The sequence below is a fragment of the Salinarimonas sp. genome, assembly GCF_046292825.1.
Classification (GTDB): Bacteria; Pseudomonadota; Alphaproteobacteria; order Rhizobiales; family Beijerinckiaceae; genus Salinarimonas.
The window spans coordinates 92,788-117,199 of the sequence record NZ_JBKBQG010000007.1; the positions used below are offsets into that span (position 1 = coordinate 92,788).

General features: G+C 70.1%; 26 protein-coding genes and 1 pseudogene. 13 read left to right on the forward strand and 14 right to left on the reverse strand.

Features of this window, described 5'->3' with window-relative positions:
• A pseudogene (gene thiL, locus ACK4UM_RS05995) lies at positions 1–673 on the reverse strand (thiamine-phosphate kinase); the annotation flags it as partial.
• A 213-nt stretch (positions 674–886) separates the two neighbouring features.
• Between thiL and glyA the strand changes: the two are divergent.
• From glyA to ACK4UM_RS06020, 5 genes are all read left to right on the forward strand, one after another.
• Positions 887–2,179, forward strand: coding sequence for a serine hydroxymethyltransferase (gene glyA, locus ACK4UM_RS06000; protein WP_409796835.1), 1,293 nt, complete (start codon positions 887–889; stop codon positions 2,177–2,179).
• A gap of 16 nt (positions 2,180–2,195) precedes the next feature.
• Entirely contained in the window at positions 2,196–2,711 is a 516-nt protein-coding gene (nrdR, locus tag ACK4UM_RS06005) for a transcriptional regulator NrdR (protein WP_409796837.1), read from the forward strand.
• On the forward strand, positions 2,708–3,847 hold the full coding sequence (gene ribD / locus ACK4UM_RS06010) for a bifunctional diaminohydroxyphosphoribosylaminopyrimidine deaminase/5-amino-6-(5-phosphoribosylamino)uracil reductase RibD (RefSeq protein ID WP_409796839.1): 1,140 nt from the start codon (positions 2,708–2,710) through the stop codon (positions 3,845–3,847). Before nrdR ends, ribD begins: the two co-directional genes overlap by 4 nt.
• Positions 3,847–4,476, forward strand: a complete 630-nt coding sequence (locus tag ACK4UM_RS06015; RefSeq protein ID WP_409796841.1) for a riboflavin synthase — start codon at positions 3,847–3,849, stop codon at positions 4,474–4,476. The genes ribD and ACK4UM_RS06015 overlap by 1 nt, the downstream gene beginning before the upstream one ends.
• A 68-nt stretch (positions 4,477–4,544) precedes the next feature.
• Positions 4,545–4,850: a hypothetical protein gene (locus ACK4UM_RS06020; protein WP_409796843.1), complete on the forward strand. Its 306-nt coding sequence runs from the start codon at positions 4,545–4,547 to the stop codon at positions 4,848–4,850.
• Between the two features lie 7 nt (positions 4,851–4,857).
• Here ACK4UM_RS06020 and ACK4UM_RS06025 read toward each other — a convergent pair whose 3' ends face one another.
• On the reverse strand, positions 4,858–5,601 hold the full coding sequence (locus ACK4UM_RS06025; protein ID WP_409796845.1) for a 16S rRNA (uracil(1498)-N(3))-methyltransferase: 744 nt from the start codon (positions 5,599–5,601) through the stop codon (positions 4,858–4,860).
• Between the two features lie 246 nt (positions 5,602–5,847).
• Here ACK4UM_RS06025 and ACK4UM_RS06030 point away from each other — a divergent pair, with 246 nt between their 5' ends.
• Positions 5,848–6,306 carry a hypothetical protein gene (locus tag ACK4UM_RS06030; protein WP_409796847.1) on the forward strand — a complete coding sequence of 153 codons (459 nt, stop codon included), beginning with the start codon at positions 5,848–5,850 and terminating at the stop codon, positions 6,304–6,306.
• Between the two features lie 5 nt (positions 6,307–6,311).
• Positions 6,312–7,277, forward strand: coding sequence for a 4-hydroxybenzoate octaprenyltransferase (gene ubiA, locus ACK4UM_RS06035; RefSeq protein WP_409796849.1), 966 nt, complete (start codon positions 6,312–6,314; stop codon positions 7,275–7,277).
• 162 nt (positions 7,278–7,439) lie between these two features.
• Here the strand turns inward: ubiA and ACK4UM_RS06040 are convergent, their stop codons facing one another.
• The 4 genes from ACK4UM_RS06040 to carA form a co-directional block, all read right to left on the reverse strand.
• Positions 7,440–7,850 carry a DUF5615 family PIN-like protein gene (locus ACK4UM_RS06040; protein WP_409796851.1) on the reverse strand — a complete coding sequence of 137 codons (411 nt, stop codon included), beginning with the start codon at positions 7,848–7,850 and terminating at the stop codon, positions 7,440–7,442.
• Positions 7,847–8,491, reverse strand: a complete 645-nt coding sequence (locus tag ACK4UM_RS06045) for a DUF433 domain-containing protein (protein WP_409796853.1) — start codon at positions 8,489–8,491, stop codon at positions 7,847–7,849. The genes ACK4UM_RS06040 and ACK4UM_RS06045 overlap by 4 nt, the downstream gene beginning before the upstream one ends.
• A 71-nt stretch (positions 8,492–8,562) precedes the next feature.
• Positions 8,563–8,928 (reverse strand): c-type cytochrome, encoded by a 366-nt coding sequence (locus ACK4UM_RS06050; RefSeq protein ID WP_409796855.1) that lies wholly within the window; start codon positions 8,926–8,928, stop codon positions 8,563–8,565.
• Positions 8,929–9,055: 127 nt separating this feature from the next.
• Positions 9,056–10,255, reverse strand: coding sequence for a glutamine-hydrolyzing carbamoyl-phosphate synthase small subunit (carA, locus tag ACK4UM_RS06055; protein ID WP_409796857.1), 1,200 nt, complete (start codon positions 10,253–10,255; stop codon positions 9,056–9,058).
• Between the two features lie 155 nt (positions 10,256–10,410).
• Here carA and ACK4UM_RS06060 point away from each other — a divergent pair, with 155 nt between their 5' ends.
• The gene (locus ACK4UM_RS06060; protein WP_409796896.1) at positions 10,411–10,869 is read left to right on the forward strand and encodes a GatB/YqeY domain-containing protein; all 459 of its coding nucleotides are present in this window, start codon (positions 10,411–10,413) and stop codon (positions 10,867–10,869) included.
• A gap of 41 nt (positions 10,870–10,910) precedes the next feature.
• Here ACK4UM_RS06060 and ACK4UM_RS06065 read toward each other — a convergent pair whose 3' ends face one another.
• Positions 10,911–12,302 (reverse strand): MFS transporter, encoded by a 1,392-nt coding sequence (locus ACK4UM_RS06065; RefSeq protein WP_409796859.1) that lies wholly within the window; start codon positions 12,300–12,302, stop codon positions 10,911–10,913.
• Positions 12,303–12,696: 394 nt separating this feature from the next.
• On the opposite strand from ACK4UM_RS06065, the gene ACK4UM_RS06070 reads away from it, so the two are divergent.
• The 4 genes from ACK4UM_RS06070 to ACK4UM_RS06085 all read left to right on the forward strand — a co-directional run bounded on the left by ACK4UM_RS06070 (position 12,697) and on the right by ACK4UM_RS06085 (position 18,143).
• Positions 12,697–14,643: a PrkA family serine protein kinase gene (locus ACK4UM_RS06070; RefSeq protein ID WP_409796861.1), complete on the forward strand. Its 1,947-nt coding sequence runs from the start codon at positions 12,697–12,699 to the stop codon at positions 14,641–14,643.
• Positions 14,644–14,674: 31 nt separating this feature from the next.
• Positions 14,675–15,973 (forward strand): YeaH/YhbH family protein, encoded by a 1,299-nt coding sequence (locus ACK4UM_RS06075; protein ID WP_409796863.1) that lies wholly within the window; start codon positions 14,675–14,677, stop codon positions 15,971–15,973.
• A 19-nt stretch (positions 15,974–15,992) separates the two neighbouring features.
• A complete protein-coding gene (locus ACK4UM_RS06080) occupies positions 15,993–17,576 on the forward strand; it encodes a SpoVR family protein (RefSeq protein ID WP_409796865.1) in 1,584 nt (527 codons plus the stop codon).
• A gap of 285 nt (positions 17,577–17,861) precedes the next feature.
• On the forward strand, positions 17,862–18,143 hold the full coding sequence (locus ACK4UM_RS06085) for a GIY-YIG nuclease family protein (RefSeq protein ID WP_409796867.1): 282 nt from the start codon (positions 17,862–17,864) through the stop codon (positions 18,141–18,143).
• A 225-nt stretch (positions 18,144–18,368) separates the two neighbouring features.
• Here ACK4UM_RS06085 and ACK4UM_RS06090 read toward each other — a convergent pair whose 3' ends face one another.
• Positions 18,369–18,626 carry a multiprotein-bridging factor 1 family protein gene (locus ACK4UM_RS06090; protein ID WP_409796869.1) on the reverse strand — a complete coding sequence of 86 codons (258 nt, stop codon included), beginning with the start codon at positions 18,624–18,626 and terminating at the stop codon, positions 18,369–18,371.
• Positions 18,627–18,728: 102 nt separating this feature from the next.
• Here ACK4UM_RS06090 and ACK4UM_RS06095 point away from each other — a divergent pair, with 102 nt between their 5' ends.
• The gene (locus ACK4UM_RS06095) at positions 18,729–19,157 is read left to right on the forward strand and encodes a hypothetical protein (RefSeq protein WP_409796871.1); all 429 of its coding nucleotides are present in this window, start codon (positions 18,729–18,731) and stop codon (positions 19,155–19,157) included.
• Between the two features lie 13 nt (positions 19,158–19,170).
• Here the strand turns inward: ACK4UM_RS06095 and ACK4UM_RS06100 are convergent, their stop codons facing one another.
• The 6 genes from ACK4UM_RS06100 to ACK4UM_RS06125 form a co-directional block, all read right to left on the reverse strand.
• Positions 19,171–20,103 (reverse strand): beta-xylosidase, encoded by a 933-nt coding sequence (locus ACK4UM_RS06100; RefSeq protein ID WP_409796872.1) that lies wholly within the window; start codon positions 20,101–20,103, stop codon positions 19,171–19,173.
• A 34-nt stretch (positions 20,104–20,137) separates the two neighbouring features.
• Positions 20,138–20,899, reverse strand: coding sequence for a TIGR04290 family methyltransferase (locus tag ACK4UM_RS06105; protein WP_409796874.1), 762 nt, complete (start codon positions 20,897–20,899; stop codon positions 20,138–20,140).
• Entirely contained in the window at positions 20,896–21,513 is a 618-nt protein-coding gene (locus tag ACK4UM_RS06110; RefSeq protein ID WP_409796876.1) for a histidine phosphatase family protein, read from the reverse strand. Before ACK4UM_RS06110 ends, ACK4UM_RS06105 begins: the two co-directional genes overlap by 4 nt.
• Positions 21,513–22,625 carry an inositol-3-phosphate synthase gene (locus tag ACK4UM_RS06115; protein WP_409796878.1) on the reverse strand — a complete coding sequence of 371 codons (1,113 nt, stop codon included), beginning with the start codon at positions 22,623–22,625 and terminating at the stop codon, positions 21,513–21,515. The genes ACK4UM_RS06110 and ACK4UM_RS06115 overlap by 1 nt, the downstream gene beginning before the upstream one ends.
• 164 nt (positions 22,626–22,789) lie before the next feature.
• Complete coding sequence (locus tag ACK4UM_RS06120; protein WP_409796880.1) at positions 22,790–23,404, reverse strand: alpha/beta hydrolase; 615 nt, start codon at positions 23,402–23,404, stop codon at positions 22,790–22,792.
• Positions 23,401–24,345: a VOC family protein gene (locus ACK4UM_RS06125; protein WP_409796882.1), complete on the reverse strand. Its 945-nt coding sequence runs from the start codon at positions 24,343–24,345 to the stop codon at positions 23,401–23,403. Before ACK4UM_RS06125 ends, ACK4UM_RS06120 begins: the two co-directional genes overlap by 4 nt.
• Positions 24,346–24,412 lie beyond the last annotated feature (67 nt).

The following is a 24,412-nucleotide window of genomic DNA, read 5'->3' on the forward strand; positions in this document are numbered from 1 at the left end:
CCCCCCCGCTCCCCCCCTCCCCCGCCCCCCCCGCCGCCCCCACCGCCCGCGCCGCGGCAAGCCGCGGCTGCGGATGCAGATAGCGGTCGGTGAGATGCAGGCGCGCGTCGAGCGCGAGCCCGCGGGTCCAGGCCGCGCCGGGGTCGAGCCGCAGCGCGAGCCCGAGCGCCGCGTCGCCGATCGTGCCGGTGACGCAGATCCGGTCGCCGGGGCGCGCCGCGAAACGGGTGACCATCGCCCCGCGCGTCGTCTCGCCGAAGGCGGTGATCGAGACGAGGAACGGGCCGGGCGTGCGCACCGTGTCGCCGCCGATCAAGGGGCAGCCGTGCGACGCCGCCGCCTCGCCGAGCGCCTCCGCGAAGGCGCCGAGCCAGGGCGCTTTCCAATCGTCCGGCAGCGCGATCGTGAGCACGAAGCCGCGCGGCCGCGCCCCCTTGGCGGCGAGATCCGACAGGTTGACGCCCAGCGCCTTGCGGGCGATCGATTGGGGAGGGTCGTCGGGGAAGAAGTGCACGCCGGCGACGATCGCATCTGTCGTCACCACGAGCTCCGTGTCCGCGCCGGGCACGAGCCGCGCCGCGTCGTCGCGCAGCCCGAGCCCGTCCGCGCCCGCGATCGGGCGGAAGAAGCGGGCGATGAGGTCGTCCTCGCCGGGGCGGTCGGTCGCGTTCATCCGGAGGCTGCCTTCTCGCGAACGCTCGGTGATAGGCGAGCGCGCCCCGTCCGGCAAGCGCCGCCCGTTCACGCGACACTATCGGCCTTTGCGCCCGCGTCCCGCGCGTGCTAGAGCGCGGCATCGATCCGGGGCGTGTCGCGCGCCCTCCGCGCGTCTCGATCGAGCCCCGTCGCGGCGCGCCTTGCTCTCGGGGCGCTCCGAGGTGAAGCGATGAGCGGCGCCACCCACCTGTCCAATTCCTTCTTCAATGCCGGCCTCGCCGACGCCGATCCCGAGATCGCGCGCGCCATCGAGGCCGAGCTCGGTCGCCAGCGCCTCGAGATCGAGCTGATCGCCTCCGAGAACATCGTCTCCCGCGCCGTGCTCGAGGCGCAGGGCTCGGTGATGACGAACAAATACGCCGAGGGCTATCCCGGCCGGCGCTACTACGCGGGCTGCCAGTTCGTCGACATCGCCGAGAGCCTCGCGATCGAGCGCGCCTGCAAGCTGTTCGACTGCCGCTTCGCCAACGTGCAGCCCAATTCCGGCAGCCAGGCGAACCAGGCGGTGTTCATGGCGCTGATGAAGCCCGGCGACACCTTCATGGGCCTCGATCTCGCGGCGGGCGGGCATCTCACCCACGGCGCGCCGGTCAACGTCTCGGGCAAGTGGTTCAACGTCGTGCCCTACAACGTGCGCCGCGAGGACCAGCTCATCGACATGGACGAGGTCGAGCGCCTCGCCCACGAGGCCAAGCCCAAGCTGATCATCGCCGGCGGCTCGGCCTATCCGCGCCATTGGGACTTCGCCCGCTTCCGCGCGATCGCGGACGCGGTGGGCGCCTATTTCCTCGTCGACATGGCGCATTTCGCCGGCCTCGTCGCGGGCGGCTCGCATCCCTCGCCGTTCCCGCACGCGCATGTCGCGACGACGACGACCCACAAGACCCTGCGCGGCCCGCGCGGCGGCATGATCCTCACGAACGAGGAGGATCTCGCCAAGAAGTTCAACTCCGCCGTCTTCCCGGGCCTCCAGGGCGGGCCGCTCATGCACGTGATCGCGGCCAAGGCCGTCGCCTTCGGCGAGGCGCTGCGGCCCGAGTTCAAGCTCTACGCGCAGGCGATCGTCGACAATGCGCGCGCCATGGCGCGGGTGATCCAGGACGGCGGCTTCGCCATCACGACGGGCGGGACCGACAACCACCTGATGCTCGTCGACCTGCGGCCGAAGAAGCTCACCGGCAAGGCGGCGGAGGCGGCGCTGACGCGCGCGCACATCACCTGCAACAAGAACGGCGTGCCCTTCGATCCCGAGAAGCCGATGGTGACCTCGGGCGTGCGGCTCGGCACCCCGGCCTGCACCACCCGCGGCTTCGGGGTCGCCGAGTTCCAGGAGGTGGGGCGCCTCGTCGTCGACACGCTCGACGGTCTCGCGGCGAGCGGCGAGGAGGGCAATGCGGCCGCCGAGGCCGCGGTGCGCGAGCGCGTCCACGCGCTCACCCGCCGTTTCCCGATCTACGCCTGAGGAGCGCGCGACCGACATGCGCTGCCCCTATTGCGGGAGCCTCGACACGCAGGTGAAGGATTCGCGGCCGGCGGAGGATTCGGCCGCGATCCGGCGCCGGCGCGTCTGCCCCGATTGCGGAGGGCGCTTCACGACGTTCGAGCGGGTGCAGCTGCGCGAGCTCTTCGTCGTCAAGCGCTCGGGCAAGCGCGTGCCCTTCGACCGCGACAAGCTGCAGCGCTCGATCGACGTGGCTTTGCGCAAGCGCGAGGTCGATCCGGTGCGCGTCGAGCGGATGATCAACGGCATCGTGCGCCAGCTCGAATCCTCGGGCGAGACGGACGTCACGTCGGACGCGGTCGGCGCGCTCGTGATGGAGGGGCTCAAGGCGCTCGACGACGTCGCCTATGTCCGCTTCGCCTCCGTCTACAAGAATTTCCGCGAGCCGAAGGATTTCGAGGAGCTCCTCGTCGGTCTCGGGCAGGCCGCGCGCGCGGTGCCGAGCGCGGACGGCGAGGCTTCGGCGGACGCGGCCGAGCCCGGCGCCCCATGAGCGGCGGCGATATCTCCGGCGAGGCGCGGGCGCGCGAGGACCGTCGCTTCATGGAGAGCGCGCTCGCCGTCGGCGCGCGCAATCTCGGGCTCACCTGGCCGAACCCGTCCGTCGGAGCGGTGATCGTGCGCCACGAGGAGGGGAGGGCGGTCGTCGTCTCCCGCGGCGTCACGCAGCCCGGCGGGCGACCGCATGCCGAGCGCGTGGCGATCGACGCGGCGGGCCCGCTCGCGCGCGGCGCGACGATCTACGTCACGCTCGAGCCCTGCTCGCATCACGGCAAGACGCCGCCCTGCGCCGAGGCGGTGATCGCGGCGGGGCTGACGCGGGTCGTCTACGCGCTGGCCGATCCCGATCCGCGGGTCGCCGGGCGCGGCGGCGCGCTCCTGCGCCAGGCCGGGCTCGCGGTGAGCGCGGGGATCGGCGAGGCGGACGCGGCGCGCGCGCATCGCGGGCACGTGATGCGGGTGACCCAGAGCCGCCCGAGCGTCCTCCTCAAGCTCGCCCGGACCGCCGACGGCTTCGCGGCGGCCGCCTCGAACGAGCGGCTGATGATCACCGGCGCCCTCGCCAATGCCCGCGTCCACCTGATGCGCGCCCATGCGGACGCGATTCTCGTGGGGCTCGGCACGGTGCTCGCGGACGATCCGCGGTTGACCGTGCGCCTGCCGGGCCTCGAACATCGCTCGCCGGTGCGGGTCGTCGTCGACAGCGCGCTGGCGCTTCCCCTCGACGCGAGCCTCGTCACGAGCGCGGGTGCGCCGCCGACCTGGATCGTCACCACGATCGGCGCGCCGGTCGAGGCCGAGCGCCGGCTTGTCGCGGCGGGAATCGAGGTGATGCGGGTGGGCGCGGACCCCCACGGCCGGGTGCGGCTCGACGAGGCCTTGCGCCTCTTGGCCGCGCGCGGCATCACCCGCGTCTTCTGCGAGGGCGGGCCGGTGCTCGCCGAGGCGCTCGCGGAGGCCGATCTCGTCGACGAGGCGGCGATCGTCACCGCGCCGCACACGCTCGGCGCGCCGGGTCACCGGGCGGTCGGCCCCGCCCTCGGCGAGGCGCTCGCGCGCCGCCTGCGCCTCGTCGGCGAGGAGAATGCCGGGCCCGACCGGTTCCAGATCTACGAGAGGATCGCCTGATGTTCACCGGTATCGTCGGCGGCGTCGGCCGCGTCGTCCGCACCGAGGATCGCGCCGACCAGCGACGCCTCGTCATCGCCTGCGCGGACGATCCCCACACGATCGCGATCGGCGCCTCGATCGCCTGTTCGGGCCCCTGCCTCACGGTGGTCGAGACGGGCGGCGCGGCGGGCGACATGTGGTTTGCCGTCGACGTCGGCGCGGAGACGCTCGCGCGCACGACGGTCGGGCAATGGCGGGAGGGGGCGCGGATCAACCTCGAGCGCTCGCTCAAGATCGGCGACGAGCTCGGCGGCCACATCGTCACCGGCCATGTCGACGGCGTGGCCGAGATCCTCGCCCGCACCGAGGTCACGCCCGAGGAGACCGGTTGGGGCGCGACCGCTCGTTTCGACATCGCCGCCCCGCCCGCGCTCTCGCGCTTCATCGCCGAGAAGGGCTCGGTGAGCCTCGACGGCGTGTCGCTGACCGTCAATTCCGTCGACGGCGACGCCTTCTCCGTCCTCCTCATCCCGCACACGCTCGCGGTGACGACCTTCGGCGAGCGCGCGGCGGGGGACCGGGTGAATCTGGAGGTGGATCTGATGGCGCGGTATGCGGCGCGGTTGATGGGGGGGCGTGGTAAATAGAACTACCACCAGATGGTTGTGCATTCTCAACGGTCCGGCTATTCTCGATCTCAGAAGTTTGGATCGACATGACCACCAAGCTGGAACATCGTGGCTATGTCGGTTCGGCCGAGTACAGCGCCGAGGACGAGGTATTCTTCGGGAAAGTCGAACTCGCTCGAGACCTCGTTTCTTGCGCGGCTCCAGACGCACGCGGATTGCGTGTCGCATTTAAGCGAGCCGTGGACGATTATCTCGAAACGTGCGCCGCCGAGGGGCGCTCGCCCGACGAGCCCGCCGCCGTCGATGAACGTCGTGAGGCCGAAGATCGATTCCGCCGTGTCTTCGCCGCTCTCCAAGGAACCGTCGATCCCGACATTCCGCTGGAGATTTGACCTCTCCTCACCCCCGCCAATCCCCCCGCGCCGCCTGCACCACAGCGAGCGCCGCGACCGCCGCCGTGTCGGCGCGCAGGATGCGGGGGCCGAGCGAGAGGCGCACGATGCGCTCGCGCGACAGGAGCAGGTCCCGCTCGGCAGGGTCGAAGCCGCCCTCGGGGCCGATCAGGACGGCGCAGGGGCCGGGCGGCGCGGCGGCGAGCGCGGCGAGCGGATCCGCGATCGGCGCGTCCTCGTCGCAGAAGACGAGGAGGTGGCTCGCCGGAATCGCCGCGAGCGCGGGCTCGAGCTTCTCCTCCGCCGCGATCTCGGGAATGGCGAGGATGCCGCATTGCTCGGCCGCCTCGATCGCGTTCGCGCGCAGCCGGTCGAGATTGATCCGCCCGGCCTGCGTGCGGCGCGTGAGCACGGGGCGCAGGCTGCCCGCGCCCATCTCGACCGCCTTCTGGGCCATGTAGTCGAGCCGCGCGTGCTTGAGGGGCGCGAACAGGTAGAGGAGCTCGGAGGGCGGCGTCTGGGGGCGGGTCTCCTCGAGCGCGAGCAGGCTCGCGGCCTTGCGGCCCTCCGGCTGGACCTGCGTGCGCCATTCGCCGTCGCGTCCGTTGAAGACGAGGACGTCGGCGCCGGGGCCGAGCCGCAGGACGTTGAGGAGGTAGTTCGCCTGCGCCCGGTCGAGCCCGAGCCGGTTGCCCTTGGCGAGGGGGGCGTCGAGGAAGAGGCGCGGGGCGTCGAAGTCGTAGGCGGCCAAGGTCGTCTCCCGAAATGCGTCGCCGCGCGCGCCGGGCGGCGGCACGGCAATTTCGCCACGATCGCGTGGTCTCTCGAAAGCACGCGCGCGGCGCGGGGGCAAGGCGCGCCTCCGGGCCGCCGCACCGTCGTGCCGCTCCGTCGCGCTCCATCGCGCTCTGGCGCGGGCGCGCGAGATCTGATAATGCGCAAAAGCCCGGCGGGCTCGTCGCCGGGCGTGCGAAACGAGCGGGGGAACCGCGGGGCGATGATGGACCACAGCTTGATCGGACGGCTCGTCTGCGGATCGGCGCTCGCGCTCGCGATCGCCTTCGTGCCGGTGGCGGCGCAGGCGCAGGACCCCACCTGTCAGGCGATCGGCCCGCTCCTCGAGGAGCGCCGCACGATCGTCGATCGTCTGAACGCGCTCGGCAGCGACGACGTCGACCCGCGCCCGGCCTGCACGGCTCTGCGCTCGCTCGAGGAGAACGGCGGCCGCATCGTCGAATTCCTCGACGAGAACCAGACCTGGTGCCAGATCCCCAACGATTTCGCGACGAACATGCGCGAGGACCACGAGCGCGTCGGCTCTCTGCGCACGCAAGCCTGCCGCGCGGCCGCCCAGATGAACCAGATGGAGCGTCAGGCGCGCCAGCAGCAGGAGCAGCAGCAATTCGGCGGGCCCGGCCTCACGGGTCGCTTCCCGATTCCGCAGGGCGCGCTCTGACGCACGTGCCCCGTCGACGCTTCTCCTTCCTCGCCGGCGTCGACAAGCGCCTGCCCGACGCGGTGCGCGGCCATTGGGCCGATCGCTTCGTGCCACTCGCCGCGCGGCCCTTCGCGCGCCTCGCCCGGCTCGAGCGGCCGATCGGCTGGTGGCTTCTCCTCCTGCCGTGCTGGTGGTCGGCGGCGCTCGCGGCGCTGCACACGGCGGGGGAGACGGGGGCGGCTGCCTATCCGGACCCGTGGCACCTCGCCCTCTTCCTCGTCGGCGCGGTGGCGATGCGCGGGGCGGGCTCGACCTACAACGACATCGTCGACCGCGATCTCGACGCGCGCGTCGCGCGCACCCGCGATCGGCCGATCGCCTCGGGCCTCGTGAGCGCGAAGGCCGCAGCCGCCTTCGTCGCCCTGCAATGCCTGGTGGGCTTGGCGGTTCTCCTCCAGTTCAACCCCTTCGCGATCGCGACCGGCTTCGCGTCCGTCGCGATCGTGCTCGCCTATCCCTTCATGAAGCGGTTGATCTGGCTGCCGCAGGTGGTGCTCGGCCTGTGCTTCTCCTGGGGCGCCCTGATGGGCTGGGCGGCCGCCTTCGGCTCCTTGTCGCTCGCGCCCGTGCTCCTCTATCTCGGCACCATCGCCTGGGTGGTGGGCTACGACACGATCTACGCGCTCCAGGACATCGAGGACGACGAGATCGCCGGCATCAAGTCCTCCGCCCGCCTGTTCGGCGCGCGGGTGCGCGAGGCGGTGGCGGCCTGCTACGTCCTCGCCACCCTCCTGATCGGCGGGGCGATCGCCCTCGTCTCGCCCGCGCCGCTCGCGATCGTCGCGCTTCTCGCCTTCGCCGCCCACCTCGCCTGGCAGGTGGCGACCCTCGACGCGAAGGACGGCGCCCGCGCGCTGATGCTGTTCCGCTCGAACCGCGACGCGGGCTTGATTCTGTTCGCGGGGTTGGCGGTGGCGGCGGCGGTGTGATCCCTCCCCGGAGGGGAGGGTGGCCCCTGAGCGAAGCGAAAGGGGTCGGGTGGGGCCCGTGGCGCGGAGATCATTCTGCAAGCGTCGGGCCCCACCCGACCTCCATCGCCTTCGGCTCGGAGGCCACCCTCCCCTACGGGGAGGGATATGCGCAGGCGTGCCTCACGCGGGTAGGGCGTAGCGCAGCACGTGGATGACGTCGTCGGCCAGCGTCACCTCCAACACCCTGTTGACGAGGTCCGGATCGCGAACGAGCCTTTCGAGCGCAACGTCGAACAGCTCCAGCTGCATATCCAGATCCATGCCGACCGGACCGTTCAGGCAGACGTGACCGGCATGGAGCGCCAAATCGGCGTATTGCCCGCCGCTCCCCCGCCGTTCGGCGGGGCCTCTGAAGTCGATCGCGTTCTTGGTGACGAACGTCCAATCACCATCGACGATGACCGTCTTGAGCTCCCAATCTTTTCGTCCCGCCAAGCCCAGCCAGACGATGTGAGACGAGCCGGAAAACCCCTCGGCCCGGGCCCGCGTGACGAGCTTGGGGCTGAGGCATTCGTCGATCAGAAGCTTCATCCGGCCGCGCCGCGCCTCTTCACCGCGATATCCTCGATCACGACGGCGCCCGGCGCGACGCGGCCCTCCCTGCGCGGTCGACCCCGCAAAGGGTTTGCCTGTGCATAAAGAACGCAGAGGTCGAGCATCTCCGGCGTGAGGCTCGGGTAGGCTTCGAGGATCCGATCCTCGTTGAGGCCAGCCTCCAGAGATGCGGCGACGTCATGAACCGGAACGCGCGTTCCCTTCAGGACGGGCGTGCCGCCGAGCACATGAGGATCGCTCTCGATGGCATCGCGCGCCGCGCCGAGCCTCGCCAAGTTGCGTTCGGCTCTCGCGAAGAAGGGATTGAAATCGATCGTGAGATAGTCGTCACGAAGACGCAGATCGTCGCTTCGGCCGCCTCTCGACGCGATCAGGCTCAAACGCGGGGTGATCGTCACGATGGCCGAGCGCCGTTCCGCGGCCGTGAGGCGGTCGGCCGTCTCGAAATAGAAGGCGATGAGCGGACAGGCCAGTGCCTGGACGCGCCGCAATCCGTTCGTGCCGACGAAGCCCTGGGGCAGGATCTGCTCGTCGATCAGGCGATGGACGTCGCGCAATTCGACCTCCGCCACGAGTGCGGCCTCCGAGGTCTTGAGCATGTCGGCTTCGCTGATCACCACGGCCCTCAAATCTTCCGATCGTTCGGAAGATATATCACCCCTGCAGGCACCTGCAAGGATTGGGTCCGCTAGCCCCCGCCCTCCTGCGTCTGGACCGTCGCCAGATAAGCCAGGATGTCGCCGATGTCCTCGGGCGAGAACACGAATTCGGGCATCTGGGGGAGGCCGTCGTGGCCGACGAGGATGCCTTCGCCGAGCGCCTCCTCGAGGCTCTCGAGGGGGTAGCGCTGTCCGAGCACGCGCAAGGGGGGCGCGGCGGCGACGGGGCTGTCGCCGGTGGGGCCGATCGCGTGGCAGGCGGCGCAGTTCTGGGCGAGGATCCGCTGCCCGCGCAGCTTGTCGCCGTCGTCGGCCTGCGCCCGCGCGAGCGCGGTGACGGCGATGGCGCCGACGGCGACGAGCACCAGCGAGCGGACGAGGGCACCCGCGTTCATGGACGGTCACTCCGGGCCTGAAGCGATTCGCGGCCGGCGCGTCCTGCGCCGGCCCGAGGAGGGTCGTCCGATCATGGTTAACGAGCGGTTAAGGCGGCGATGTGGCCGTGGTCGGGCCGGCGCCGGATCAGGCGATCGGCTCGCGCTTCTCCATCATCTCGACGAAGCGATCGAAGAGGTAATGGCTGTCGCGTGGGCCCGGCGAGGCCTCCGGATGGTACTGGACCGAGAAGGCGGGCTTGTCGGTGAGCGCGATGCCGCAATTCGAGCCGTCGAAGAGCGAGACGTGAGTCTCCGACGCGTTCGCCGGCAGCGTCGCCGTGTCGACCGCGAAGCCGTGGTTCATCGACACGATCTCGACCTTGCCGGTCGTCTTGTCCTTGACCGGATGGTTCGCGCCGTGATGGCCCTGCATCATCTTGGTGGTCTTGGCGCCGATCGCGAGGCCGAGCATCTGGTGGCCGAGGCAGATGCCGAAGGTCGGCACCTTCTCGTCGAGGAGCTTGCGGATCGTCGGCACCGCGTATTCCCCCGTCGCCGCGGGATCGCCGGGGCCGTTCGAGAGGAAGACGCCGTCGGGCGCGAGCGCGAGGATCTCCTCGGCGGGCGTCGTCGGCGGCACCACCGTCACCTTGCAGCCGGCGCGGGCGAGGAGGCGCAGGATGTTGCGCTTGACGCCGTAATCGATCGCGACGACGTGGCGCGTCGCGGTCGCCCGGCGACCGTAGCCGCGCCCGAGCTCCCAGGGCGTCTCGTCCCATTCGTAGCGCTGCGCGGCGCCGACCAGCGGCACGAGGTCCTGACCCGTCATCGAGGGCAGGGTCGCGGCGCGCGCCTTCAACGCCTCGATATCGAAGCGTCCCTCGGGATCGTGCGCGAGGACGGCGTTCGGCATGCCGTTGTCGCGGATGAGCGCCGTCAGCGCGCGGGTGTCGATCCCGCTGATGCCCGGAATGCCGCGCGCCTTCAGCCAGGCGTCGAAATCGCGGCTCGCGCGCCAGCTCGACGGGTCCGAGATCGGGGCGGCGAGCACCACGCCGCGCACGCCCGAGGAGGCGGCGGCGTTCACCGTCTCGGTGTCTTCCTCGTTGGTGCCGACATTGCCGATATGGGGGAAGGTGAAGGTGACGATCTGCCCGGCATAGGAGGGGTCCGTCAGGATCTCCTGGTAGCCGGTCATCGCCGTGTTGAAGCAGACCTCGCCAGCGCTCTCGGTCACGGCTCCGATGCCGTAGCCTTCGAGCACGGTCCCGTCGGCCAAGACGAGGATCGCGGTCGGCGTCGGCTCTTCCCACCCGGAGGCGGTCTTCGGATCGGCTTGCGACATCGGTTCGTTCTCGGCTATGTGCGGGCCGGCGCGCGGGGCGGCGGCCGCGCGGTCGGTCTCGCGGGTCGGCTGTCGATCGGTGAGTTAAGGGTTGTGGCCGCGAAGGTCAACGGCGAACGGGTCGCCACAGCGAGGAGGACCACCACATGCAGATGCTGCTGCGCGAGCGCTTCACGACCGAGATGAAGGACGCGATGAAGGCCGGCGACAAGCGCAAGCTCGGCACCGTGCGCATGATCCAGGCCGCGATCAAGGACAAGGACATCGAGGCCCGCGGCGCCGGCCGCGAGGCGGCCTCCGACGAGGAGATCCTCGCCCTCCTCCAGAAGATGATCAAGCAGCGCCAGGAGAGCGCCGAGGTCTACGCGCAGAACGGCCGCGAGGAGCTCGCGACGGCCGAGCGCGAGGAGGCCGAGATCGTCGCCTCCTTCCTGCCCAAGCAGCTCGACGAGGCCGAGACCCGCGCCGCCGTCGAGGACGCGATCGCGCAGACCGGGGCCGCCACCATGAAGGACATGGGCAAGGTCGTCGGCCACCTGCGCGGCGCCTATGCCGGCCGCATGGATTTCGCCCGCGCGAGCGCGCTCGTGAAGGAGATGCTGCCGAAGGGGTGAGAGGTCGAAGATCCTCCGCCTGCCAGCCTCCACGCCGCGCTCTACGACCCCGCGGCTGCCGGCGCGTCCTCCCGGCGCGATTCGTCCTCGCCATGGGCGGCGAAATCGAGCTCGCCCTGGTCCGGGTCCGCCGGCTCGGGGCGGGCGGCGAGGGCGTCGGCGGCGAAGGCGGCGATGGTGTGGGAGAAGGTCGGGACCGTCTCGACCGCCTCCTCGCCGCGCGGATCGAGCGGAGCGGCGATCGGCGTCGTTCGCGGCAGCGTCTGGAACGGCCCCTGGCGCTCGGCCGGCACGGGGCCGCGCGCGCGCAGGCGCCACACGCAGAAGACGATCGACAGGCCCGCGACGCCCGCGCAGAACACGAACAGCCCGGCCGGGCCGATCCCCTGCATCACGCCGGCCGCGAGCGGCGGGCCCGCGGTGGCGCCGACCGAATAGGCGAGCACGAGCCCGCCCGAGGCGCCGACCCGCTCCTCGCGCGCGAGATGGTCGTTCGTGTGCGCGACGCACAGGGGATAGGCGACGAAGCCGATACCCCCGAACAGAGCGCCGAGCGCCACCATCGCGGGGAAGCCGAGCGCGGGCGCGCCGATCATCGCGAGGCTCGCCACCGTCAGCGCCACGATCACCCAGACGATGACGAGGCGACGATCGTAGAGATCCGAGATCCGCCCGAGCGGCCATTGCAGCAGCACGCCGCCGAAGATCACCGCGCTCATGAAGGTCGCCGTCTGCGACAGGTCGAGCCCCGCGCCCGAGGCGTAGATCGGACCGAGCCCGTAGAAGGCGCCGAGGATCAGCCCCGAGGAGAGACAGCCGAAGATGCCGAGCGGCGAGGCCTCCCACAGCCGCCGGAAGCTCAGCGAGACGACGTTCGGCAGCATCGGCGGCGCGCGCGGGCTCATCGCGACGGGCACGACCGCGAGCGTCATCGTGATCGCGACGAGGACGAAGATGAGGTAGCCGGAGGGGTCCGGCACGTTCAGCACGAATTGCCCCGCGCCTTGCGCGAAATAGAGGCAGGTCATGTAGATCGCGAGCAGCGTGCCGCGGTTCTCGGCGGTCGCCGAATCGTTGAGCCAGCTCTCGATGCACACGAACAGGCCGGCCATGCAGAAGCCCTGGATCAGCCGGTTGAGCGACCAGGGGAGGGGATCGACGAGGATCGGATAGGCGAGCGCGCCCACCGCCATGACGGCGGCGAAGGCGGCGAAGGCGCGGACGTGGCCGACCGCCTTCACCACCCGGAAGGAGAGGAGCGAGCCGAGCGTCAGACCCAGGAAATAGGCGGCCATCACGAGGCCGATCACGAGGGTGGAGGCCTCCGCGGCTTCGAGCCGCACGCTGACCACGGTGCCGAGCGGGCCGGAGCCGGCGGTGAGCAGGATCACGGCGAGGAGGAGGGCGAGAACGGGGGTGACGGCGGCGCGCATGACGGGACGTGGAGGCTTTCGTTCTTCTGCGGCGGCGCGCGGACCGGCGCGCCGAGGTGCGGGTTGGCGCGCGAGTGTAGCCGAATTGCGACGGCGCGCGACCGCCCGCGAGGTACGTCTCTTGCTTCTGCGGGTGCGAGCATGTCGGGGGTGGCGTCGAGCCTGGCCATAATCGCCGCATCCGCTGTGAAGCGGATGCAAGTCGGCCGGGTCTCTGTCACACTCACGCATGTGAGCGAGTCGCGAGTGGCTGCGGCCTTCCGGTTCGGCGAGCTTGTCGCACCGTGGCGGGGCGCGACAAACGGTCGAGCCTTGGCCGCATTCTCCCGGCAACCTTCGGCGCAGTTCGGGGGTTCACTATCGAGATTGGGACGACGGGGCGAGGCGAGCGGCCATGTATCCTAACGACGACCTCTTCACCACCTTCGCGCAGATGTACGATCGGCGGCGCGAGACCGAGATGTCCCTGATGGACTATCTCGAAGGGTGCAAATCCGATCCGATGATGTACGCGAGCGCGCCCGAGCGCATCCTCGCGGCGATCGGCGAGCCGGAGATGGTCGACACCGCGAAGGATCCGCGGCTCGGGCGCATCTTCATGAACCGCACGATCCGCATCTACCCGGCCTTCGCCGAGTTCTACGGCATGGAGGAGACGATCGAGCGGATCGTGTCCTTCTTCCGCCACGCGGCGCAGGGGCTCGAGGAGCGCAAGCAGATCCTCTACCTGCTCGGGCCCGTCGGCGGCGGCAAGTCGTCGCTCGCCGAGCGGCTCAAGGCGCTGATGGAGGTGCACCCGGTCTACGTGCTGAAGGCGGGCAACGAGCTCTCGCCGGTGTTCGAGAGCCCGCTCGGCCTGTTCGACCCCGAGCGGATGGGCGAGGGGATCGAGGACCGCTACGGCATCCCGCGCCGGCGCCTCACCGGGCTGATGAGCCCCTGGGCGCTCAAGCGGCTCGACGAGTTCGGCGGCGACATCTCGCGCTTCAAGGTGGTGAAGATCAACCCCTCGCGCCTGCGCCAGATCTCCATCGCCAAGACCGAGCCCGGCGACGAGAACAACCAGGACATCTCCTCGCTCGTCGGCAAGGTCGACATCCGCAAGCTGGAGACGCTCTCGCAGAACGACCCCGACGCGTATTCCTATTCGGGCGGGCTCAACCGCGCGAACCAGGGCGTGCTCGAATTCGTCGAGATGTTCAAGGCGCCGATCAAGATGCTCCACCCGCTGCTGACGGCGACGCAGGAGGGCAATTACGTCGGCACCGAGAACATCGGCGCGATCCCCTTCCAGGGCATCATCCTCGCGCATTCGAACGAGGCCGAGTGGCAGAGCTTCCGCACGAACAAGAACAACGAGGCCTTCATCGACCGCATCTACGTCATCAAGGTGCCCTATTGCCTGCGGGTCACCGAGGAGACGAAGATCTACGACAAGCTGATCCGCACCTCCGAACTCGCCGAGGCCCCCTGCGCGCCGAGCACGCTCGACATGCTGGCGCGCTTCGCGGTGCTCTCGCGGCTGCGCGAGCACGAGAACTCGAACATCTATTCCAAGATGCGCGTCTACGACGGCGAGAGCCTCAAGGAGGTCGATCCGCGGGCGCGCTCCATCCAGGAATATCGCGACGCGGCCGGCGTCGACGAGGGCATGGACGGCGTGTCCACCCGCTTCGCCTTCAAGGTGCTCGCCGCGACCTTCAACCACGACACGACCGAGATCGCCGCCGATCCGGTGCACCTCATGTACGTGCTCGAACAGACGGTGCGCCGCGAGCAATTGCCGGACGAGACGGAGAAGCGCTATATCGAGTTCATCAAGGCCGAGCTCGCGCCGCGCTACGCCGAGTTCATCGGCAACGAGATCCAAAAGGCCTATCTCGAATCCTACCACGATTACGGGCAGAACCTGTTCGACCGCTATGTCGACTACGCGGATGCCTGGATCGAGGATCAGGACTTCAAGGATCCGGACACCGGCCAGCTCCTCAACCGCGAGCTCCTCAACCAGGAGCTGACGAAGATCGAAAAGCCGGCGGGCATCGCCAACCCGAAGGATTTCCGCAACGAGGTGGTGAAGTTCGCTCTGCGCTCGCGGGCGAGCCACGGCGGCAAGAACCCGTCCTGGACCTCGTACGAGAAGTTGCGCGAGGTCATCGAGCGGCGCATGTTCAGCCAGGTGGAGGAGCTCCTGCCGGTGATCTCCTTCGGCTCCAAGAAGGATTCGGAGACCGAGAAGAAGCATTCCGATTTCGTGGACCGCATGACCGAGCGCGGCTACACGGAGCGCCAGGTACGACGCCTGGTGGAATGGTACATGCGCGTGAAGCAGGCGGGCTGATCGGGAGGCCCGCGAGCGAAGAGGCGCCTTGATGTATATCGTCGACCGCCGCCTCAATCCGGGCGGCAAGAGTCTCGCGAACCGCCAGCGCTTTCTGCGCCGGGCGAAGGCTTTGGTGAAGCGGGCCGTTCGCGAGAGCTCGAAGGAGCGCAGCATCAAGGATCTCGAGGCGGGCGGGGAGGTCTCGATCCCGCTCGACGGGGTGCGCGAGCCGCGTCTGCGCCGCTCCTCCGAGGGCGGCATTCGCGACCACCTGTTGCCCGGCAACAAGGACTACGTCGAGGGCGAGCGCATCCCGCGCCCGCCCGGCGGGGCCGGCGGCGGCGGCTCTCAGGGCTCGCCCGGCGGCGAGGGCGAGGACGATTTCCGCTTCGCGCTCTCCCACGAGGAATTCGTCGACCTCTTCCTCGAGGATCTGGAGCTCCCCGATCTCGCCAAGCGTAAGCTCGCGACGACCGAGCAGGTGAGCTGGCGGCGCGCCGGCTTCTCGGTGACCGGCTCGCCGGCCAATCTCGCGGTGACGCGCACGATGCGCAACTCCCTGTCGCGCCGCATCGCGCTGCGCCGCCCGCGCGCGGACGCGATCGCCGCGCTCGAGGCGGAGATCGAGGCGCTCGAGCGGGAGGGGGACGATCCCGTCCGGCTCGAGGAGGCGCGCGAGGAGCTCGCCCGGATGCGCACGCGCACGCGCGCGATCCCCTGGATCGACCCGATCGACCTGCGCTATCGCCGCTCGGAGGCGACGCCGCGGCCGGTCGCGCAGGCGGTGATGTTCTGCCTCATGGACGTCTCGGGCTCGATGACCGAGCACATGAAGGATCTGGCCAAGCGCTTCTTCACGCTGCTCTACCTCTTCCTGAAGCGACGCTACAAACACGTGGACATCGTCTTCATCCGCCACACGCACGAGGCCTCCGAGGTCGACGAGGACACGTTCTTCTACTCTCCGGAGACCGGCGGCACCGTCGTCTCGACCGCGCTCGAGGAGATGATCCGCGTCATGCGCGAGCGCTACCGGCCGGAGGACTGGAACATCTACGCCGCGCAGGCCTCCGACGGCGACAACACCTCGTCGGACAACGCCAAGACGGCCCATCTCCTCACGCAGGAGATCCTGCCGGCCTGCCAGTATTTCGCCTATCTCGAGGTCGGCCGCGAGGACGACAGCCCGATGGGCTTCGGCTATCGGCAATCGGATCTGTGGCGCACCTACGATCTCGCCCGCACGGCCGGCGCCCAGATCGCGATGCGCAAGGTCCGCCACCGCCGCGACATCTATCCCGTCTTCCGCGAGCTCTTCTCGAAGAAGAGCGACGCGCGTACGGCCTGATCGGCCGCGGAGCAAGCCCATGTCCCTCGTGACCCGCGACCGTCCGCCCCTCGTGACCCCCGCGACCAGCGGTGGTGGCGGCCTCCTGTTCGAGGGGGCGGACTGGGATTTCGCGACCATCCAGCGGATGTACGACGCGATCGAGGAGATCGGCGTCGAGGGGCTCGGGCTCGACGTCTACCCCAACCAGATCGAGGTGATCACGGCCGAGCAGATGCTCGACGCCTATTCCTCGATCGGCATGCCGCTCTTCTACAAGCACTGGTCCTTCGGCAAGCATTTCGCTGCGCACGAGGCCTCCTACCGCAAGGGGATGCGGGGGCTCGCCTACGAGATCGTCATCAATTCGAACCCGTGCATCTCGTACATCATGGAGGAGAACACGGCGACGATGCAGGCGCTCGTCATCGCGCACGCGGCGTTCGGCCACAACCATTTCTTCAAGAACAACTACCTCTTCAAGCAATGGACCGATGCCGACGGCATCCTCGATTATCTCGAATTCGCCAAGGGCTTCATCGCCGATTGCGAGGAGCGCTACGGCCACGGGCCGGTCGAGCAGGTGCTCGACGCCGCGCACGCGCTGATGGGCCAGGCGGTCCACCGCTATCCGCGGAAGGCGCGGCCGGATCTGCGCTCGGAGGAGCGGCGCGAGCACGAGCGGCGGCTCCACGAGGAGCAGATGTACAACGACCTCTGGCGCACGGTCCCGACGAAGGAGCGCAGCGCGCCCGACGACGCGGACCTGATGCGCCGGCGCGCGCTCCTGCAATTGCCGCAGGAGAACCTGCTCTACTTCCTCGAGAAGACCGCGCCCAAACTCGCGCCTTGGCAGCGCGAGATCCTGCGCATCGTGCGCCTCATCGCGCAATATTTCTACCCGCAGGGCCAGACCAAGGTGATGAACGAGGGCTGCGCCACCTTCGTCCATTACAAGATCATGACGCGGCTGCACGAAGAGGGCCGCATCTCGGACGGCGCGATGCTCGAATTCCTGCGCTCGCACACGAACGTCGTCTACCAGCCGACCTTCGACCAGCCGCATTTCTCGGGCTTCAACCCCTACGCGCTCGGCTTCGCCATGATGCAGGACATCGAGCGCATCGTCACCGACCCCTCGGCCGAGGACCGCGAGTGGTTCCCGGACATCGCCGGCACGGGCGACGCGATGGCGGTCCTGCGCGACGTGTGGGCGAATTACCGCGACGAAAGCTTCATCCTGCAATATCTCTCGCCGCGCCTGATGCGCCACTTCAAGCTGTTCCACGTCGTCGACGACGAGGACGAGCCCGAGCTCCACGTCGAGGCCATCCACGACGAGCGCGGCTACCGGCGCCTGCGCCGCGCGCTCGCCCGCCAATACGACGTCGCCTATCTCGACCTCGACATCCAGATCGTCGACGTCGATCTCGCCGGCGACCGCCGCCTGATCGTCCAACACAACGTCCTCAACCGCATCACCCTAGAGGAGACGGATGCGCGGCGGACGCTGCAGCACCTGGCGGATCTGTGGGGGTATGATGTGTTGATGAAGGAGGTCGACCCGGAGACGGGGATGATTTTGAAGGAGCATACGGCGAGTGCGAGAAGGCGGTTTGGGTAGGTCGTGTCATCCCCGGCCGGAGCCGCGAAGCGGCGGAGGGGAAGGGGACCCAGCGCAAAAATTGGCTGCGCAGCAAGCACTTGCTGGCGGCGACCAGCCGCCTGGACGGCGGCGCAGGAGCGTGCTGACGCACGCGTCTTCCTGTGCTGGGTCCCCTTCCCCTCCGCACGCTTTGCGTGCTCCGGCCGGGGATGACACGTTTGCGCGCGCTGCGTGATCGTAGAATGCCGGATTGCGACGCTCCACGCTCTGTCGAAAATCGACGGAGCAGCTGCGGGGCGCACGATGTCCGTATACTTCGTCTACATGCTGGCCGGCCGGCGCAACGGCACGCTCTATATTGGCGTGACGAGCGATCTCGTCCGCCGCATGGGAGAACACAAGGCGCTCGCCGTGCCGGGGTTCACCCGCAAGTACCGCGTGATCGATCTCGTCTATTTCGAGACCTATAGCGAGATCAACGAGGCGATCGCGCGGGAGAAGCAGCTCAAGGGCTGGAACCGGGCGTGGAAGATCAAGCTCATCGAGGCGGGTAATCCGGGCTGGAACGACCTCGAGCCGTGGTGAGGCGTGGAAAGCGCCCCCGGTGTCATCCCCGGCCGGAGCCGCGCAGCGGCGGAGGGGAAGGGGACCCAGCGCGAAAATTGCTTGCGCAGCAAGCACTTGCTGGCGGCGACGAGCCGCCTGGACGGCGGCGCAGGAGCGTGCTGACGCACGCGTCTTCCTGTGCTGGGTCCCTTCCCCTCCGCACGCTACGCGTGCTCCGGCCGGGGATGACACGTTGCGTGCTGCTCACCCCCTCTCCCGAAACCGCACCCCCACCCCGCCCCCGTTCTCCCCGATAAACTCCACCCCCGCATCCTCGAACGTCCGCCGGAGCGTGTTCGCCGTCATCTGGTAGCCGCCGAGCGGGCCGGTTTCCGATTCCATGCGCTTGATGGTGGCGACGGAGACGCCGGAATGGGTGGCGAGGTCGTGTTGGCTCCAGCGCAGCAGGCCGCGGGCGGCGCGCATCTGCTCGCTGGTGATGCGGGGAGGCTGCGGAGACATCTTGCGCTAATTTCGCTCATCTGGTAGATATGAGCGCATCCCGGCGATCCGCTCGGGCGAGACTATTCGCATCACCTGACCCCATCAACCGGAGCACCTCCCTTGTCCCCACACGATCCCGCCCCCGCCTGCCCCCTCGCCGCCCTCCTCGCGGAGGCGCTCGTTCTCATCGAGCGGCGGTCGGCGGCCGACGTCGCGATGCGGGATGCGGTGGAGGCGTGGAAAGTGGGGGCGGCGCGGCGGGCGGTGGAGGAGATCTCGGCGACGCTGGAGCACCTCGCCGCGCGGGCCTGCGACCACCGGCCGACCTCGCGCGAGGGGGCCTTGTTCGCGATCGTGCTCGCGGCGGCGGAGGCGGATGCGCTCGCGACCTGCGACGACACGCAATCCGAGCGCGTCCACCGCCGCCTGCGCCGCCACCTATACGCGTTGCGCGCCTTCCTCGAGACCGGCGACACCCGCGTCCCCGCCCCCGTCTCCGCCTATTGGATGCGCGCGGAGACGGACCCGCACGCGGCGCTCGCCGGGTGAGGGGAGGGGGCCCTCACCCGACCTCCGCGCGCATCGGGATCGCGGGGACGAGGCCCGTGCGGGCGGCGTAGCGCTCGGTCATCCAGGCGCAGAAATTGCCGAACTCGGCATTGTCCCGCGGCGGGCTCGTGTGATGGGGGGCGAGGCCGAGATGCTCGGGGGTGAAGCAGAAGGTGACGGTGACGTCGAACTCCGCGAGCGCGTCCATCATCCGGTCGAACCAGGCGAGCGCGTTGGGGCGAAAGCTGTCGGCCCAGGAGAGGCCGGTGCGCAGGCGGCGCACGCCGAGCCGGCGCATCCAGGCGACCGCCTCCTCGAGGCGATGATCCTCGAAGTGGAACCATTGGCACAGGCCGAAGTCGGGCGCGCAATCGCCGAATGTGGCGAGCGCGGGCTTGGGCGTGCCGTCCTCGCGGATCAGCCCCATGTAGAAATGGCGGTAATAGGAGGAGCCCTCCGCCTCGCGGTGGCGCGTCGTCGCGCCCCAGGATTGCGGCAGGTCGAAGAGCGAGTACCAGTGCACCCGCGGCACGAGCCCGCGCAACAGCTCGTGCGTGCGCGACAGCCCCCAATCCTGCACCTCCTCGGCCCCGAAACTCGACACGCCGACCTCGCTCACCCAGACCGGCAGCCGGGTGACGGCGCGGATCTCGGCGATCTTGTCGGGCCAGGCCGCGATCGGCCACAGGTTCCAGTCGAGCGGGAAGCCGTGTACCGCGATCGCCTCGACATGGTCGAGGACGCCGCGCGCGGCGAGATTCCCCACGAAGTTCGGATCGATCGGCGACATGCCGCCCAACACGCGCGGGATGCGCGGCTCCACCGCCCGGATCGCGCAGGCGGCCTCGATCGCCATCTCGGCGAAGAGCTTGAAATCGGGATCGAGCTCGAGGTCCCAATGCGACTTGTTGTTGGGCTCGTTCCAGATCATCGCCGCTTCGATCATGCCTGTCGCCCTCTCATTGTCGGTCGTCGTTCAGTCACTTCGTCGAGCCCCGCGCCGGATAGACCGCGCCCGCGCCGACGCCCGGCTCGGCGCGGGCGCAGACGAAGACTTCCTTCTCCGGTTGTGCGAAGGGGCGGAAGCCCGCCGAGCGGAGCATGGCGAGGCTGCAGGCCTTGTTGGGCGCCCACCAATTGGTGTCGTCGCCGCAATAGGCCTTCTCGATGAAATGCAGCTTCGGAAAGCCCGGCTCGTCGAAGGCCTCCATGTCGAAGAAATCGGCGTCGGCGGGCGGCTCGTAGACCTCGCGGGCGCCGCGCTGCAGCGATTGGTAGACGAGAACGTCGCCCGCCACGTGCTCGTGGATCAGGTCGAGCGCAAGCAGCGGATGGCGCAGGTGGTAGAGGACGCCCATGAAGAGCACGAGGTCGAAGCGCTCGCCGAGCGCCGCGACGTCGTACACCGACAGGTCGCGGATCTCGACGTCGGAATGGCCGAGCACCTCCGCAGCGAAGGCGGCCTGGGCGCGGTAGCGCGGATCGGGCTCGATGCCGACGACGCGCCCGGCGCCGCGCGCCTTCAGCGCCGCGCAGTAGAACCCGGAATTGCAGCCGATGTCGAGGACCGTGCGGCCCTCCAGATCGTCCGGCAGCGCATGGCAGATCCGCCGCCACATGATGCCGGGGAAATCGCCGAGGAAATGGTCCGGCGCCGTCCATTCGCCCGCCAGGTAGAGATTGTGGAACCAGGGTCCGAGCTCGGCGATGCGCGCGGCAATCGCCTTCTGCGACAGGCTCATGCGGAGACCTCCGGAAGATCGAGCGCCGGACGGCGGTTGAGCAGGAGGAGGCGCGCTCCGCCCTCGCCGAACGCGAGGGTGGCGAGGCTCGCGGGCGCGATCTCGAGGGCGAGCGCGGCGCGTTGGGGCAGGCCGAGCGCGCGGCAGAGCGCGGCGCGGATCGTGTCGAGATGCGAGACGAGCGCCACCTCGCCCCCGCGCGGATGGGCCTCGCGCAAGGCGTCGACGAGGGCGAGCACGCGCGCGGCGACCGCGTCCATGGTCTCCCCGGCGGGGGTCGCGGCGGCGTCGCGCTCGGCATTCCAGGCGCGCCATTGCGGGTCGTGCTCGAGGGCGGCGAAGGTCTCGCCTTGCCAGCGGCCGAAATCGATCTCGTCGAGCGCGGCGTCGATGGTGATCGGGCGGCCGCGCGCGACGATCTCGGCGGTCTCGACCGTGCGCGGCTGCGGACTGGCGACGATCGCGGAGAGCGGACGGCCCGCGAGCATCGCCGCGAGCGCGGCCGCCTCGGCGAGACCCTCGGGCGAAAGGCGCACCTGCGGATTGCGGCCCGCGAGCGCGTCGGTGCCGTGATCGTGCGTCGCGTGGCGCAGGAAGTGGACGAGGAGCGCCATCAGCCCTCCGCGTCCCCCGTCCCGCGGGCCGCGCCGTCGTCGGCTTCCGCGAACCGGATCGCGCGGGCGCGCGCCTCCGCATCCGTGAATTGCTCGGGCGGCGATTTCATCAGATAGCTCGACGGCCCCACCAGCGCCCCCGAAAGCCCGCGATCGAGCCCGAGCTTGGCGAAGCGCACCGCGTCGACGACGATGCCCGCCGAATTCGGGCTGTCCCAGACCTCGAGCCGCATCTCGAGCGAGATCGGCGCGCCGCCGAAGGCGGTGCCCTCCATGCGGATATGCGCCACCTTGCGGTCGCCGAGCCAGGGCACGTGGTCGGAGGGGCCGATATGGATGTCGCGCGGGTCCATCGGCGTGTCGAGCTGGCTGTCGACGGCGCGCGTCTTGGAGATCTTCTTCGATTCGAGCCGCTCGCGCTCGAGCATGTTCTCGAAATCCGAATTGCCGCCGACGTTCAACTGGTAGGTGCGGTCGAGCCGCACGCCGCGCTCGCGGAAGAGATTGGCGAGGACGCGATGGGTGATGGTGGCGCCGACCTGGCTCTTGATGTCGTCGCCGACGATCGGCACGCCCGCCGCCTCGAAGCGCGCGCGCCAGGCGGGGTCGGAGGCGAGGAAGACGGGCATGCAATTGACGAAGGCGCAGCCCGCCTCCATCGCGCGCTCGGCGTAGAATTCCGCCGCCTTCTGCGATCCGACCGGGAGGTATGAGACGAGGACGTGCGTGCCGGTGCGACGCAGGGTCTCGGTCACGTCGGCGACGGGTTCCTCGCTCTCGCGCACGTGCCGACGCAGATAGAGGCCGAGCCCGTCGAGGGTGGGCCCGCGCGAGACGCGGATGCCCGTCGGCGGCACGTCTGCGAAGCGCAGCGTGTCGTTGGGGGCGGCGTGGATCGCCTCGGCGACGTCGCGGCCCACCTTGCCCTCGATCACGTCGAAGGCGCAGGCGATCTCGATGTCGGAGGGGCGATAGCCGCCGATCTCGGCGCTCATCAGCCCGGGGATCGGCGCGTTCGCCTCGGCCCGCCCGTAATGGGACAGGCCCTGCGCGAAGGCGCTCGCGCAATTGCCGACCCCGACGATGCCGACCCGCACCCGCTCCGCGGCCATGGCGGCCCTCCCTCTCGCAGACGATCCGCACGGGTGACGCGGGACGCTACGGTCTGGTTCCGGAGAAGATGCACATTCGCGGGGGCGGCTCCGAAGGGGAGGCGGGCGGGCGTGGGAATCCTTCCCTCGCCCGCCCGCACCTCATCGCCGCCGCGGCACCACCCTTACGCGAGGAAGGCCCGCGCGCGGTCGAGGTCCTCGCGCACGAGGCCGTGGCCGGTCGGAAGGCGGACGTGCTCGACGTCCGCGCCGGCCTCCGCGAGGCGGCTCGCGAGGCCCGCCGCGTCGTGCGCCGGCACGATCGGGTCCATCGCCCCGCTCGCGATCAGCACGCGCGTGCCGGGGATCGGCGCCTCGGGCGGCGTCGCGAGCGGCTGCATCGCCCGCCACAGCACCGCCCCCGCGAGCGCCTGCGGGCGCAGGTAGAGGAGGGCCGCGGCGATGTTCGCCCCGTTCGAGAAGCCCACCGCGACCGGCGCCGCGAGCCCGTAGGCGGCGCGGGCCTCGTCGAGGAAGGCGGCGAGCTCGAGCGCGCGCGCCCGCACGTCCGCCTCGTCGAAGACGCCCTCCGACAGGCGCCGGAAGAAGCGCGGCATGCCGTTCTCGAGCACCTTGCCGCGCAGCGAGAGGACGGCGCGGCCCGGTGCGATCTCGGGGGCGAGCGGCAGGAGGTCGCGCTCGTCGCCGCCCGTCCCGTGCAGGAGGAGGATCGGCGCGCGATCGGCCGCACCCGGCACGTGGACGTGGACGAACGGGTTCGTGAAGGGATGATCCGTCATGGCGCGTCTCCGAGGGAAGGCAGGACCGCCTCGATCGCCGCACGGCGGCTCTCGAGGGGGGGCGGCAGCTTGAGCGTGGTCCCGAGCGCGCCGGGCGCCTCGTCGATCGCGAAGCCGGGATCGTCGGTCGCGATCTCGAAGAGCACGCCGCCGGGCTCGCGGAAATAGACCGAGCGGAAGTAGTTGCGGTCCTTCTGTTCGGTCGCGGCGATGCCGAGGCCGCGCAGGCGCGCCACCATGTCCGCCTGGGCCGCGTCGTCGGCGGCGCGGAAGGCGACGTGGTGGACCGAGCCCCGGCCGAGGCGCGGCGCGGGGCCGTCCTCCACCACGAGCTCGACGCCCGCGCCGATGCGCGCCTCGCCCTCGAAGCGCACGCGCATGCCGCGCCCCTCGCCCTCCTCGCCGACGCGGCGCATGCCGAAGACCTCTTCGAGCACGCGCGCCGTCGGCGCGATCGCGGGGACGGCGAGCGTCACCGCATCGACCCCGCGGATCGCGTCGGAAGCGGGCACGCCGCCGCCGTCGTAGGCGGGCGCGGTCTCGAGACCGGGCACGCCGACGAGCGCGTAGCGCATGCCGTCCGGATCGGCGAAGGGCACGACCGTGCGGGAGAAGCGCGTCACCGGGGGATCGTAGGCGACGCCGTTCTCGGCGAGACGCCCGATCCAGGCGCCGATCGCGCCCTGCGGCACGGCGAGCGCGGTCTCACGCGTCTCGCCGGTGCCGGCCCGGCCGGGCGCGCCCTGCACCCAGGGGAAATGGGTGAGGATCGTCCCCGGCGAGCCAGCCTCGTCGCCCCAATAGAGGTGCCAGGTGCCGGGATCGTCGAAGTTCACGGTGCGCTTCACGAGGCGCAGGCCGAGGATGCGGGCGTAGAAGTCGCGATGGCGGCGCGGATCGCCGGCGATCGCGGTGACGTGGTGGAGACCGGTGGAAGGCATGGTGGGCCTCGTCGGGTTCGTCTTCGGTGATGATGTAGCATATGCGTTCCCGAAAGTTTCGCGGGAG

Excerpts from the sequence above, each read along its gene's own strand:
- glyA (WP_409796835.1), top strand. The coding sequence starts at position 887 with ATGAGCGGCGCCACCCACCTGTCCAATTCCTTCTTCAATGCCGGCCTC.
- nrdR (WP_409796837.1), top strand. The coding sequence starts at position 2,196 with ATGCGCTGCCCCTATTGCGGGAGCCTCGACACGCAGGTGAAGGATTCG.
- ribD (WP_409796839.1), top strand. The coding sequence starts at position 2,708 with ATGAGCGGCGGCGATATCTCCGGCGAGGCGCGGGCGCGCGAGGACCGT.
- ACK4UM_RS06015 (WP_409796841.1), top strand. The coding sequence starts at position 3,847 with ATGTTCACCGGTATCGTCGGCGGCGTCGGCCGCGTCGTCCGCACCGAG.
- ACK4UM_RS06020 (WP_409796843.1), top strand. The coding sequence starts at position 4,545 with ATGACCACCAAGCTGGAACATCGTGGCTATGTCGGTTCGGCCGAGTAC.
- ACK4UM_RS06030 (WP_409796847.1), top strand. The coding sequence starts at position 5,848 with ATGATGGACCACAGCTTGATCGGACGGCTCGTCTGCGGATCGGCGCTC.
- ACK4UM_RS06040 (WP_409796851.1), bottom strand. The coding sequence starts at position 7,850 with ATGAAGCTTCTGATCGACGAATGCCTCAGCCCCAAGCTCGTCACGCGG.
- ACK4UM_RS06050 (WP_409796855.1), bottom strand. The coding sequence starts at position 8,928 with ATGAACGCGGGTGCCCTCGTCCGCTCGCTGGTGCTCGTCGCCGTCGGC.
- carA (WP_409796857.1), bottom strand. The coding sequence starts at position 10,255 with ATGTCGCAAGCCGATCCGAAGACCGCCTCCGGGTGGGAAGAGCCGACG.
- ACK4UM_RS06065 (WP_409796859.1), bottom strand. The coding sequence starts at position 12,302 with ATGCGCGCCGCCGTCACCCCCGTTCTCGCCCTCCTCCTCGCCGTGATC.
- ACK4UM_RS06070 (WP_409796861.1), top strand. The coding sequence starts at position 12,697 with ATGTATCCTAACGACGACCTCTTCACCACCTTCGCGCAGATGTACGAT.
- ACK4UM_RS06075 (WP_409796863.1), top strand. The coding sequence starts at position 14,675 with ATGTATATCGTCGACCGCCGCCTCAATCCGGGCGGCAAGAGTCTCGCG.
- ACK4UM_RS06080 (WP_409796865.1), top strand. The coding sequence starts at position 15,993 with ATGTCCCTCGTGACCCGCGACCGTCCGCCCCTCGTGACCCCCGCGACC.
- ACK4UM_RS06085 (WP_409796867.1), top strand. The coding sequence starts at position 17,862 with ATGTCCGTATACTTCGTCTACATGCTGGCCGGCCGGCGCAACGGCACG.
- ACK4UM_RS06090 (WP_409796869.1), bottom strand. The coding sequence starts at position 18,626 with ATGTCTCCGCAGCCTCCCCGCATCACCAGCGAGCAGATGCGCGCCGCC.
- ACK4UM_RS06100 (WP_409796872.1), bottom strand. The coding sequence starts at position 20,103 with ATGATCGAAGCGGCGATGATCTGGAACGAGCCCAACAACAAGTCGCAT.
- ACK4UM_RS06105 (WP_409796874.1), bottom strand. The coding sequence starts at position 20,899 with ATGAGCCTGTCGCAGAAGGCGATTGCCGCGCGCATCGCCGAGCTCGGA.
- ACK4UM_RS06110 (WP_409796876.1), bottom strand. The coding sequence starts at position 21,513 with ATGGCGCTCCTCGTCCACTTCCTGCGCCACGCGACGCACGATCACGGC.
- ACK4UM_RS06115 (WP_409796878.1), bottom strand. The coding sequence starts at position 22,625 with ATGGCCGCGGAGCGGGTGCGGGTCGGCATCGTCGGGGTCGGCAATTGC.
- ACK4UM_RS06120 (WP_409796880.1), bottom strand. The coding sequence starts at position 23,404 with ATGACGGATCATCCCTTCACGAACCCGTTCGTCCACGTCCACGTGCCG.
- ACK4UM_RS06125 (WP_409796882.1), bottom strand. The coding sequence starts at position 24,345 with ATGCCTTCCACCGGTCTCCACCACGTCACCGCGATCGCCGGCGATCCG.